Raw genomic sequence first — 12,604 nt, forward strand, 5'->3', positions numbered from 1 at the left:
CCAATCGCCGCTCGCCGCGGACCTACGACCGCGACCTCTACAAGGCGCGCCATCTGATCGAAAATTTCTTCGCCAGGCTCAAGCAGTTCCGTGCCATCGCAACCCGCTATGACAAGACTGCCCGCAACTTCCTCGCCGCGGTCCACCTCGCCGCCGCCGTCGTTTGGCTTAATTGACGACACGCCCTAGTCGAACTCGGCCATTTCTTTCTCCCCTTTGTGAGGACTCTATACCGGCTGGTAGGCGGGGGCAAAGCGCGGGCGGCTTCCGCCCGGCCGGCGGCTGTGGCAAAGGATGCCGGCAATGCCGGTCATTTCGAGATATTCCTGGCTGTCGCTGTTGCGGCATGGGGCGGGCCAGCCCTGGGCGCGGCAGTGGCGGGACGCGGCGCCGAAGGCCGCGTACGACGTGGTCATCGTCGGCGCCGGCGGGCATGGCCTGGCGACCGCCTACTACCTGGCGAAGGAGCATGGCGTGCGCAACGTCGCGGTGCTCGACAAGGGGTGGTTGGGCGGCGGCAACACCGGGCGCAACACCACGATCATCCGCTCCAACTATCTGCAGCCGGAAAGTGCGGCGCTGTATGACCATGCACTTCGACTGTGGGAGACATTATCACGTGAAATCAATTATAACGTGATGTACTCGGCGCGCGGCGTGCTGATGCTGGCGCATACCCATCACGACGTGCAGGTCTTCAAGCGCCATGTGCATGCCAACCGGCTGCAGGGGATCGACAACGAATGGCTGACCCCGGCGCAGGCGGCGGCGTTCTGCCCGGGGCTGGATATCAGCGACCGGGTGCGCTTCCCGATCCTCGGCGCGGCGCTGCAACGGCGCGGCGGCGTGGCGCGGCATGATGCGGTGGCCTGGGGCTATGCCCGCGCGGCCTCGGCGCTGGGCGTCGACATCATCCAGAACTGCGCCGTGACGGGCATCCTGCGCGACGCCGCCGGCGTGGTCAGCGCGGTGGAGACGACGTGCGGCCCGATTGCCACGAGCCGCGTCGGGGTGGCGGCGGCGGGGCATACCAGCGTCATTATGGCGATGGCGGGACTGCGCCTGCCGCTGGAATCGTTTCCGTTGCAGGCCTTCGTCAGCGAGCCGGTGAAGCCGGTGCTGCCCTGCGTCGTCATGTCGAACACCGTGCACGCCTACATCTCGCAGTCGGACAAGGGCGAACTGGTGTTCGGCGCCGGCACCGACGCCTACACCTCCTACAGCCAGGCCGGCGGGCTGCACGTCGCCGGCGAGACGCTGCAGGCGGTGCTGGAACTGTTTCCCGCCTTCCGCCGCCTGCGCCTGCTGCGCAACTGGGGCGGCATCGTCGACACCACGCCCGACCGGTCTCCCATCATCGGCCTGACGCCGGTGCCTGGGTTGTACGTGAACTGCGGCTGGGGAACCGGCGGCTTCAAGGCGACGCCCGGCTCCGGCCATGTCTTCGCCGCCACCATCGCGACCGGGGTGCCGCATCGCCTCGCGGCGCCGTTCGCGCTCGAGCGGTTCGTCACCGGCCGCCTGATCGACGAGGCCGCGGCCGCCGCGGTGGCGCACTGATGCTGCTGATCCCCTGCCCCTGGTGCGGCCCGCGCCCGGAGAACGAATTCCGCTACGGCGGCCAGGCGCACATCGTCCGGCCGGCGCGGCCCGAGGCGGTCGATGACGACGTGTGGGCCGCCTACCTGTTCCTGCGCGACAACCCGCGCGGCCGGCACGCCGAGCGCTGGCGTCACGTGCATGGCTGCGGCCGCTTCTTCAACTGCGTCCGCGACACGGTCAGCGACCGCATCGCCGCCAGTTACAAGCCGAACGAGGCGCCGCCGCCATGACCCAGCCGTTTCGCACCGCCGCGGACGGACGGATCGATCGCGGGCAGGCGCTGCGCTTCCGCTTCGACGGCCGATCGTATGAAGGGTTCGCGGGCGACACGCTGGCGTCGGCGCTGCTGGCCAATGGCGTGCATCTCGTCGGCCGCTCGTTCAAGTACCACCGGCCGCGCGGCATCGTCTCGGCCGGGTCCGAGGAGCCGAACGCCCTGGTCACGGTGGATCGCGGCCCGGGCCGGGTGACGCCGAACCTGCGCGCCACGCAGGTCGAGCTGTATGACGGCCTGACCGCCTTCAGCCAGAACCGCGCGCCATCGCTGCGTTTCGACCTGGGCGCGCTGGCCGGCGTGGCCGCGCCACTGCTGCCGGCCGGGTTCCCCTACAAGAGCTTCATGTGGCCGCGCTCGTTCTGGCGGCGCGTGTACGAGCCGGCGATCCGGCGCATGGCCGGGCTGGGGCGGGCGCCGGCGCAGGCCGATGCCGACCGCTATCTGCACCAGTATCGGCACTGCGACGTGATGATCGTCGGCGGCGGCGCGGCAGGGCTGGCGGCGGCGCTGGGGGCCTCGGCCACCGGCGCGCGGGTCATCCTGTGCGACGAGCAGCCGGAATTCGGCGGCTCACTGCTGGCCGAGCCCGACGTGACAATCGACGGTTGGGCGGCGCCGGACTGGGTGCGCGAGGTGGTCGCCACGCTCGCCGACAAGGTGACCCTGATGCCGCGCACCACGGCGTTCGGCTGGTATCCCGGCAACCTGATTGGCCTGGCCGAGCGCCTGACCGACCACCTGGCGCAGCCGGACCCGCGCACCCCGCGAGAGCGGCTGTGGCAGGTCCGCGCTGGCCGGGTCATCCTCGCCACCGGCGCGATCGAGCGGCCGCTGGTGTTTCCGGGCAACGACCGTCCGGGCGTCATGCTGGCCGGGGCGGCGCGCACCTACCTGAACCGCTACGGCGTCAGGGTGGGGAGCCGCGTGGTGATCGCGACGACGGACGACAGCGCCTACCGGGCCGCCGCCGACATGCACCGGCACGGGGTGACGATCGCCGCGGTGGTCGACCAGCGCGCGGCGCCGGACAATCCGCTGGTGGAGGCGGTGCGCGCGCTGGGCATCCCCGTCCACGTCGGCGCGGCCATCGGCGGCACGGACGGACGCCGGCGCGTGCGGGCCGTCCGGCTGGCGAACAGCAGGACAGTGATCCCGTGTGACGCCATCCTGATGTCCGGCGGCTGGACCCCATCGGTGCACCTGGCCAGCCAGTCGCGCGGCAAGCTGGTCTTCGACGTCGCCCTGGGGACGTGGCTGCCGTCCGATGGCGCGGCCGGCGCCTGCGCCGGCACCTTCGACCTGGCGGCCTGCCTGCGCGACGGCACCGTCGCCGGTGGCAGCGCCCCGGGCAGCTTCGCCGTCGCCAGCCTGCCGGAGATGACGCCGTCGCCGCCCTCGGCGCCGCTGCTGTCGCACCCGAAGGCGTTCGTCGATTTCCAGAACGACGTCACCATCCGCGACCTGGCGGTGGCGGCGCAGGAAGGCTTCGTCTCGATCGAGCATGTCAAGCGATACACCACCACCGGCATGGCGACCGACCAGGGCAAGACCTCCAACCTGAACGCCATCGCCGCGATCGCGGAACTGACCGGGCGGGAGATCCAGGACGTCGGCGTCACCACCTTCCGGCCGCCCTATACGCCGGTGACGTTCGGAACCTTTGCCGGGCCGTACCGGGGCCGCCTGTTCGCGCCGGTGCGCCTGCCGCCCGTGGCGCTGGCGGATGCGGTGGTCGAGGACGTTGGCACCTGGAAGCGGGCGCGCTGCTATCCGCGCCCCGACGAGACGGTCGAGGCGGCGGTGGCGCGGGAATGCCTGGCGGTGCGCAACGCCGCCGGGATGTGCGACGCCAGCACGCTGGGCAAGATCGAGGTCATCGGACCGGACGCGGCGGCCTTCCTCAACCGGATCTACACCGGCGACCTCGCCGCGCTGGAGCCGGGGCAGTGCCGCTATGCGCTGCTACTGGGCGAGGACGGCTTCGTCCGCGACGACGGCATCGTCGCGCGGCTGGCGGTGGACCGGTTCCATGTCACGACCACCACTGGCGGCGCGGCCTTCGTGTTGCACCACATGGAAGACTGCCTGCAGACGACGTTCACCACGCTGCAGGCCTGGTTGACCTCGGTGACCGAGCAATGGGCGGTCATCGCCGTGCAGGGTCCCCGATCGGCCGCGGCGCTGGCGCCGTTCATCGCCGACATCAACCTCGCCGCCATGCCGCCGATGAGCGTGCGGGAGGGCCATATCGGCGACATCCCGATCCGCCTGTTCCGCGCCGGCTTCACCGGCGAGCTGGGGTTCGAGGTCAACCTGCCGCCCGACCACGCGCAACAGCTGTGGGACACGCTGCGCGCGATCGACGTCACGCCTTATGGCACCGACGCGATGCACATCCTGCGCGCCGAGAAGGGCTACATTGTCATCGGCCAGGAAACCGACGGCACCGTCACGCCGGACGACCTTGGCCTGGGGCGGATGATCGCCACAGGCAAGGGCGACTTCGTCGGCAAGCGCTCGCTCTCCCTGCCCGACCTGAGCAGGGCTGGCCGGCCGCAGCTTGTGGGCCTGCTGCCGCGTGATCCGGCGGTGGTGCTGGAGGAGGGGGCGCAGGTCACCGAAACCGGCCGGGCGCCGGCGCTCGGGCACGTCACCTCGTCCTATCGCAGCCCGGCGCTCGGGCGCGGCTTCGCGCTGGCCCTGGTGGCGGATGGACGGGCGCGCATCGGCGCGACGCTGCGCGTGCCGCAGGGGGGGCGGTCCCAGGGGAACATGAGGGGAAAGACGATCGAGGTCGCGGTCGTCGATCCGGTGTTCCACGACAGGCCGGGCCAGCGACTGCGCGTCCGGCCCGGCCCGCGTCCCGCCTTGCTGCCGCTGCTGCCCGCCGTGCCGCATTCGGCCCCGGTGGCGCGTCCGGCCGCGGCGGTCGAGATGGTGGCGCTGGCGCCGATGACCCTGCTGGCGGTCCGCGCCGGGTCGCATGCCGCCACCTCCATCGGCCTTGGCATCAGCGTGCTGCTGCCGACGGTGCCGAACCGCTCGGTCATCGCCCGCGAGCGCGCGGCGCTGTGGCTGGGCCCCGACGAGTGGCTGATCCAGGCGCCGCCCGGGGTGATGGCCCCAAGCGCGACAACCCCGGGCGCGACAACCCCGGGCGCGACCACCCTGGGGGCGACCACCCTGGCGGCGCAGGCGCGCAAGGCGGCGGAGCCCTATCCGGCCAGCGTGGTGGACGTCTCGCACGCCACCCGGGCATTGGAAATCGTCGGGCCGCGGGCAGCCTGGTGCCTGAATGCGTTCTGCGCGCTGGACCTCGACCTGTCGGCGTTTCCCGTCGGCAGGTGCACCCGCACCGTGCTGGGCAAGGCCGGGGTCGTGCTGTGGCGCGTCGCCACCGAGGTGTTCCGGCTGGAGGTGCCGCGGTCGTGGCTGCCCTATGTCTGGGCGTGCCTGGAGGAGGCGCGGCTGGAATTCACCGATGACGATCCGCCGGAGCAATTGCCCGGTTGACGGCGGCGTGAGCCATTCTACAACTGCCGTGGTTTCATGGTGACGGATCGGTAATATGTTGCATCTGCTTCCGCTGGCCCTGGTCATGGTTGCGGCCGTGGCGCTGGGGCTGTTCCTCGGCTGGCATTACATTCGCGTCGGGCGGCGGCCGGGGCTAAGCGTCGTGCACCTGCTGCTGGGCGCCGTTGCGATCGAGCAACTGATCGTCATGGTGCACCAGGGAACGTTCAACGAGCCCTTCGCCTTCAACGTGATCATCGTGCTGGGCGTCGCTCTTGCGCTCGGGCTGCTGTCCACAGTGGTCAGCAATCGCGGCCGGCGGACCGGGTACATCGTCGCCGCGCATGCGGCCGTGGGCCTGGCCGGATTTGCGATGTTCCTGATGTGGGTGTCGTCCGCGCCCTGATCGGCCGTGCGGTTCGGCGAGGCGGCCCGGCGGCGCCGACCGGGCCGGCTTTGGGGCGCCTCTCCCTGGTTCCGGCGACTCGCGGAGGATGGGCGCAGCGCTTTTTCTGCCGCCGGTAAGGCTTCGTAAAGGATTTTGCTGCAAGACATGCACGCAGCCGTCAGGCGGAGTGTGTCATGTTGCAGGCGATTGTATGTGGTATGTGGAAGGGTCCGGGCCAGCCCATCGCCCGGCGCATGCCATCGTCTGTCCCGGTACGGCCCGCCGCGTTACGCCGGGAAGCGATCCCGCCCGGAGGCAGCGGCCGTGTCTGAGGTCCATCTTCCGCCCATCCGGCCCTATCATCCAACCACGTTCCTGGAGCGCGGGGTGGCGCTGCCGTTCACCACGCCGCGCCTGGGCGGCACCCGCGCCCGCCCGGGAAAGAAGCATTCCGTCGAACTGGTGGTTCCCAACCTGTCGGGCGGGCGCGGGGTGTACATCATGCCCTGGACCAGCCTGACGGCGCTGTGCCGGCCGACGCTGCACGACAAGATCTTCAGCCAGAAAATCGCCAACGTCGTCAACGTGACGCCGGGGACCATCCGGCGGATCGCCAGGGAGATCGCCGCCGAAGGCCTGGCCGGCGAGGAAGCGATGGAGGCGGCCCGGATCGCGACCGATGCGGACAAGGGCGACCGGGTCGTCACCAACTTCCGCCTGCTGATGCTGCTGGTCGATCAGGTTGGCCGCCGTTTCCGGCCGTCGAGCCTGACCGCCGCCGCGACCGAGGGGCTCGATCCCTCGGCCCGGGCGCGGCTGACCGTGGAATGGATTTCGCCGCGCCTGGGCCAGACCGGCACCTGGACGGCGAACGCGCTCGAGGAACTGGCCGATGTCCTGGCGCATATCGGCGTGGGTTCCACCGGCACCATCGGCCGCATTCCGCGCCTGACCTCCCTGCTTGCGGAGGTACGGGCGGAAATCGCGGACTGGGGAACCGCCAAGCGGGAGGAGGATCAGGCCGCCTACGCCCGGATGATCTGCGCGGTCGTGGACGTCACGCTGTCGCTGGCACAGACCATGGTATCGAAAGCCCAGGGGCTGCCTGACAACATGGTGGAACTGCTGCGCAGCTGGGCGACGGACCCCGGCTCTGTGATTGAGCTGGTCAGCCGCCCCGAGTGGCTGCTGGACGGATGGGAGCAGATCTGCCTGATCTGGCGAAACGCCAGCGACGATGCCATGCGCCGCGCCGCCATGGCCGAGGTCGCAACCCTGATCCCGATCCTGCCGAAAGAGGTCAACGACTGGTGCAGCACCCAGTACGAGATCGACAGCCTGAACCGGTTCCGCCGGCTGGTGCAACTGAACGAGGACTGGTTCACCGGCAGCCTGGTGTTCGACCTCATCGCCCGCAACGAGCATTTCCGGGCCATCAGCACCCTGTCCGGGCGCAGTTTTAGGGAGGCGCGCGGCGCATGCAAAACAAGTCACTGAAGGCTGTCCAGGCGGACGTGCGTGCCTTGCGGCAGGATCTGCACGCGGCGGATGACGAAAAAATCCGGCGGGTCATCGCTGTCCTGGACGAGGTCGCGGATCCGCGCGTGAACCAGGCGATCCTGGACCCGCTGCGGTCGCGCCTGGCGTCGCTCAATCCGTCGCGCCCGCTGCAGTTTTCGCGCCTGCTGTTCATGCCGCTGGATCCGCTGATCGTGCCGGCACCCCAGTGGCGGCCGGACGAGCCGTCGGTGCCGCGGACGGCGCTGATGCCGCTGGCCAGGATCGTGCGGGCCGCGCTCGGCAGCGAAAGGATCTTCATCGACCGCACCATCGCGGGCCGCAGTACCGGCGACACGCAGGCGGTCGCGCTCGCCGGGGAGGCGCTGTGGCCGCGCGCCGCCGAGATCCTGGCGGACGCCCCGGCGCCCGCGGACTGGGCGGAGACCGGCCTGGCGCCCAAGGTCTATCAGCCGCTGGCCCAGGCCATCGGCGCCGTGCTGCGCCGCGGCCCGCATTTGTATCAGCTTCGGCGGGATCATGACGTCGGCATCCAGGACGGCAACGAGCAGGCGATCGACGCCATCCTGCAGGGCATCACGCTGGCGTCCGAGCAGGGGTGCGCCCTGATCGCGCGGCTGGTCCTGGTGCAGTCGCCCCATGCCGCACCGCTGCTGCGGCGCTTCGTGTCCTCGGGCCAGGACCAGGGGGGCGGCAGGATGGTGCGGGAGGCGATCGACCGCGGCACCGAGGAGATGCTGTCGGCGATGGAAGACGAAGCCGGATTCGCCAGCGAGATCCAGACCATTGCCCTGGCGAACGCCGGCCCGCAGGTGCGGCGGATCGTCACCTTCCTGCGGGAAGTCGAGAACGATCCCGGCTTCGCGGCCGATCGGCCGCGGCTGCATGCGATCCGGCAGAAGCTGGACGATGCCTGCCAGGCGCGGTTTTCCAACGGCCTGAATGCCGAACTGCTGGCGCCGCTGGCCGAGGCGCCCGGGCCGATCGGCGGCGCCGGCCAGACCCGGATGGAAAGCTGCAGCCGGGACCTGCGGGCACTCGAGACCGAGGCGCGGAAAGTTGGCGGCGCGGCGCGCTATGACCGCCTGCTGCAGGAGGCGACGGACGCGGTGATGGCAGCGGCGGCGGCCGGGACGCTGACGCCGGTGCGCAGGCTGCGGCTGATCGAGATCCTCGCCGGGGCGGAGGCGGCTGCTGAGTTGTACGAGAAGGAGAACGGGCGGGGGTAGCGCAGGCGGGTGCCGCCGCGGTCCGTTGGCGGGAGGAAGCGGGATCGTCGTGACGGGACTGTCAAGGGAGCGGCTGCGACCCTGAATGTGGCGGTTCACTGCAACCGGCCGTGCGTTTTGTAATTTCAGAGAAATGGGATTGGCGGCTTCCTATTCCGGCATGCTGCGGCTCGGGATGGTGCGTCCCCGGCTGGGACAGCGTGGTTGATGGCGCATTTCTGTTCGCACAGAGAAGAAGCCGAGTGGGTATGGAGGGCCACAGGGGATCAGGGGGACGTCGCGCGGCTTGGTGTGGATGGCGCTTTTGTGGCCGGCAGCATCACCGGCCCACCCGTGCGGCGCCAGGCATTGCCGCACGGGTGCACCGGTGAAGCGGCCTGCTACGACGGCGCCTTGCGCACCAGACCGCGCGACGTCCCCCTGACGCTCTGCGGCCCTCCAAGGCCCTCGGTTATTCTCTGTACGAACAGAAATACGCCATCAGCCACGCTGTCCCCACTGAGGACGCACTATCCCGAGGCGGCCAATCCGGCGCGGTTGCCGTTGAAACCGCGTGACGGCGGCATACGAAATCGCCTAGAGTGCCGGATGCGATCAATCAAAATCAAACAAGAACAGGGAGGAGACATTGACAATAACAGCCACGACCTTGTCAGGCTCCGATACCAGCCTGACCGACGCCCAGATCGACGCCTTCCGCGCCAGCATCCGCGGTGACCTCATCCTGCGGGACAGCGCCAGCTATGAAACCGCGCGGCGGGTCTGGAACGGTAACATCGACCGCCGCCCGGCGGTGATCGTGCGCTGCACCGGCGCCGCCGACGTGCAACGCGCGGTCAATTTCGCCCGTACGCACGAACTGCTGCTCTCGCTGCGCTGCGGCGGCCACAGTGCGCCCGGCTACGGAACGAACGACGGCGGCATGGTCATCGACATGGGGCTGATGAAGGGGATCCGCGTCGATCCCGGCAACCGCACCGCGACCGCGCAAGGCGGCGTGCAGTGGCGCGAGTTCGACCATGAAACGCAGGCCTTCGGACTGGCGACGACGGGCGGAACGGTCTCGAACACCGGCATCGCCGGCCTGACGCTTGGCGGCGGCATCGGATGGCTGATGGGCAAGCACGGACTGTCAGTGGACAATCTGCTTTCCGCCGACGTGGTCACCGCGGACGGGCAGTTCCGTACCGCCAGCGAAACAGAGAACCCGGACCTGTTCTGGGCGTTGCGTGGCGGCGGCGGCAACTTCGGGGCGGTCACGTCATTGCAGTACCGCCTGCACCCGGTCACCGAAACATTCAGCGGCCTGGTCATTTATCCGCTGGATCAGGGGCGCGACGTGCTGCGGTTCTACCGCGACTTCTGCGCCACCCTGCCGGACGAGGCCGAGGCGTTCGCGGCGCTGTTGACGCACGACGGACATCCTGTCGTCGCGCTGGTGCTCGGCTACAACGGGCCGGTCGAGGACGGGGAGAAAGTCCTCGCCCCGGCGCGGCAGTTCGGCAGGCCGATAGCCGATCTGGTGGGGCCGATGCCGTATTGCGTGCGGCAGACATTGATCGACGAGCCGTCGGCGCGGCATGGACTGCACCGCTACTGGCGCTCGGCCTTCGTCGACCAGTTGTCCGACCGCCTGATCGACGGAATGCTGGAAGGGGCAGCCGGCTTCACGTCGCCACTCAGCATTATCGGGCTGTTCCACGTGCACGGGGCGGCGGCCCGTGTCCCGGCGACTGCGACGGCGTTCTCGGCGCGGCGGCCGACATGGGATTTCGACATCATCGGGCAATGGAGCGACGCGGCGGAGTCCGCCGGTCACACCGCGTGGGTTCGCGCGCTGTGGGACCGCGTGGAGCCTGAGCTGCTGGGCACCGTCTATATCAACCACATGATGGGCGACGACCGTCCCGAGCGGGTGCGCGCGTCGTACGGCGAGAACTATACCCGGTTGCGGGACCTCAAGACGCTGTATGATCCGATGAACCTGTTCCGGGTCAACGCGAACATCGCGCCGGCGTAGCGGCTGCCCGGCCGCTACGGGCGGCTGCGGTCGTTTTCTCTCCGTCATGGCCGGGCGTGTCCCGGCCATCCACCCCCCGCCGTCGAAGCGCAGATGGCCGGGACACGCCCTACGCAATGCACACATCTCGGAAACGGTCCGCCGCGGCGTTTCCCTTTCGTCATGGCCCGGCTTGTCCGGGCCACCTATTCCAGCACGTGTGCCGCGACAGGTGGCCCGGACAAGCCGGGCCATGACGATGGGGGAACGCTCTCGGAGCTCGGAGCCCAGGCAAGCACTTGATTTTACGGTCATTTCCGACTCGTTTCAGAGATCTGTGCATCCCGTAGGGACACGCCCGGCCATGACGATAGGGTGACGACCTGGCTCCGCCCGTCCCTCGTTCCGACCAGGCAAATGCCGGCAGGCGGACTGCGTAACAGCCTCGCCTCCGAACTGCCGGCAACCCGCCAGGATTTCCTCCCCCGGCCCGGATGGTCTAGCCTCCTCGCAACGCCACCAACAAAAGTGAGGAAACCATGGACTTCCACGGCAAAGTGGCCCTGATCACGGGCGCCGGCAACGGTATCGGGCGGGCCGCCGCCATCGGCTTCGTCTCCCGCGGCGCCAAGGTCGTGGTGGTGGACCGGGACGAGGCGGCGGGCGAGGCCACCGCCGGCATCCTGCGGCAGCATGGCGGGCAGGCGCAGTTCGTCGCCGCCGACGTCACCCAGGCCGCCGACGTGCAAAATTACGTCAAGCGGACGCTGGACGCCTACGGCGCGATTGATTGCTTCTGCAACAACGCCGGCATCGAAGGCAGCGTCGCGCCGACACATCAGTACGACGAGGCAATGTTCGACCGCGTCATGGCGGTAAACGTCAAGGGCGTGTTCCTCGGCCTGCGGCACGTACTGCCGGTGATGCTGCAGCAGCAGCGCGGCGCGGTGGTGAACACCGCCTCGGTCGCCGGTCTCGTCGCCTCGCCGGGGATGCCGGCCTATGTCGCCTCCAAGCATGCCGTCATCGGCCTGACCAAGACGGCCGCGGGCGAGGTGGCGCGTGCGGGCGTGCGGGTGAACGCCGTCTGCCCGGGGCCGATCGATACGCGGATGATCCATTCCCTGGAGTCGATGCTGAATGCCGACGATCCGGCCAGCGTCGGCACCCGCTACCAGTCCAACATCCCCATCGGCCGCTACGGCACGCCGGAGGAGGTGGCGAACCTGGTGATCTTCCTGTGCTCGGACCTTGCCTCCAACATCACCGGCGCGCACTACGTCTTGGATGGCGGCCGGACGGCGACCGGCGGGGCCGTGACCAACAACCTGGTGCGCTGAGATGGCGGGGCTGCTCGACGGCAAGCTCGCGCTGGTCACCGGCGGCGGCTCCGGCATCGGCGAGGGCATCGCCAGGGCGATGGCGGAGCACGGCGCGCGGGTGATCATTGCCGACGTGAACGAGGCCGGCGCGGCGCGGGTCGCCGCCGGCATCGGTGGCGATACAGCCTGCTATACGCTGGATGTGGCGGATCGCACGGCCTGCGACGAACTGGCGGGCCGGGTGGGGCCGATCTCGGTGCTGGTGAACAATGCCGGGATCATCCGCCGCGGCAAGCTGGAGGCCGGAACGGCGCGGGCGGACTGGGATGCGACCATGGCGGTCAATCTCGACGGGCCGTACAACATGGTCACCGCGTTCCTGGCGCAGTTGAAGGCGACGAAGGGCTCGGTAATCAATATCGGCTCGATCCAGTCCTTCGTCGCGCTGCCGAATTCGGCCGCCTACACCACGTCGAAAGGTGGCGTGCGGATGCTGACCAAGGCACTGGCGATCGAATTGTCGCCGCACGGGGTGCGGGTGAACGCCATCGGCCCGGGAATGATCGCCACGCCGCTGAACGCGGCGGCGCGGCAGAACCCGGACTACATGGAGAACTTCGCCCGGCGCATTCCGCTCGGCCGCCTGGGTGAGCCGGCGGATATCGCCGGGCCGGCGGTGTTCCTGGCCTCGGACCTGGCCCGCTACGTCACCGGCGTGACGCTGCCGGTGGATGGCGGCTTCCTGGCGTACTGACG

At 69.6% G+C, this 12,604-nt stretch carries 10 protein-coding genes; all 10 read left to right on the forward strand.

What is annotated here, in order from left to right; genetic code table 11:
- Positions 1–176, forward strand: a 176-nt coding sequence (locus CCS01_RS05330) for a transposase (RefSeq protein ID WP_146101497.1), incomplete at its 5' end; no start/stop codon positions are given.
- A 136-nt stretch (positions 177–312) separates the two neighbouring features.
- Positions 313–1,560 carry a sarcosine oxidase subunit beta family protein gene (locus CCS01_RS05335; protein WP_104517813.1) on the forward strand — a complete coding sequence of 416 codons (1,248 nt, stop codon included), beginning with the start codon at positions 313–315 and terminating at the stop codon, positions 1,558–1,560.
- Positions 1,560–1,832, forward strand: coding sequence for a sarcosine oxidase subunit delta (locus CCS01_RS05340; RefSeq protein ID WP_104517794.1), 273 nt, complete (start codon positions 1,560–1,562; stop codon positions 1,830–1,832). The genes CCS01_RS05335 and CCS01_RS05340 overlap by 1 nt, the downstream gene beginning before the upstream one ends.
- Positions 1,829–5,392, forward strand: a complete 3,564-nt coding sequence (locus CCS01_RS05345) for a sarcosine oxidase subunit alpha family protein (RefSeq protein WP_158258241.1) — start codon at positions 1,829–1,831, stop codon at positions 5,390–5,392. The genes CCS01_RS05340 and CCS01_RS05345 overlap by 4 nt, the downstream gene beginning before the upstream one ends.
- 55 nt (positions 5,393–5,447) lie before the next feature.
- The gene (locus tag CCS01_RS05350) at positions 5,448–5,798 is read left to right on the forward strand and encodes a hypothetical protein (RefSeq protein WP_104517795.1); all 351 of its coding nucleotides are present in this window, start codon (positions 5,448–5,450) and stop codon (positions 5,796–5,798) included.
- Positions 5,799–6,104: 306 nt separating this feature from the next.
- On the forward strand, positions 6,105–7,277 hold the full coding sequence (locus CCS01_RS05355) for a hypothetical protein (protein ID WP_104517796.1): 1,173 nt from the start codon (positions 6,105–6,107) through the stop codon (positions 7,275–7,277).
- Positions 7,259–8,527: a hypothetical protein gene (locus tag CCS01_RS05360; RefSeq protein ID WP_104517797.1), complete on the forward strand. Its 1,269-nt coding sequence runs from the start codon at positions 7,259–7,261 to the stop codon at positions 8,525–8,527. Before CCS01_RS05355 ends, CCS01_RS05360 begins: the two co-directional genes overlap by 19 nt.
- 628 nt (positions 8,528–9,155) lie before the next feature.
- On the forward strand, positions 9,156–10,547 hold the full coding sequence (locus CCS01_RS05365) for an FAD-binding oxidoreductase (RefSeq protein WP_204848148.1): 1,392 nt from the start codon (positions 9,156–9,158) through the stop codon (positions 10,545–10,547).
- 518 nt (positions 10,548–11,065) lie between these two features.
- On the forward strand, positions 11,066–11,866 hold the full coding sequence (locus CCS01_RS05370; RefSeq protein WP_104517798.1) for a glucose 1-dehydrogenase: 801 nt from the start codon (positions 11,066–11,068) through the stop codon (positions 11,864–11,866).
- Between the two features lies 1 nt (position 11,867).
- A complete protein-coding gene (locus CCS01_RS05375; RefSeq protein WP_104517799.1) occupies positions 11,868–12,602 on the forward strand; it encodes an SDR family NAD(P)-dependent oxidoreductase in 735 nt (244 codons plus the stop codon).
- Positions 12,603–12,604: the final 2 nt, after the last annotated feature.

The sequence above is a fragment of the Rhodopila globiformis genome, assembly GCF_002937115.1.
In the GTDB taxonomy this organism is placed as follows: Bacteria; Pseudomonadota; Alphaproteobacteria; order Acetobacterales; family Acetobacteraceae; genus Rhodopila; species Rhodopila globiformis.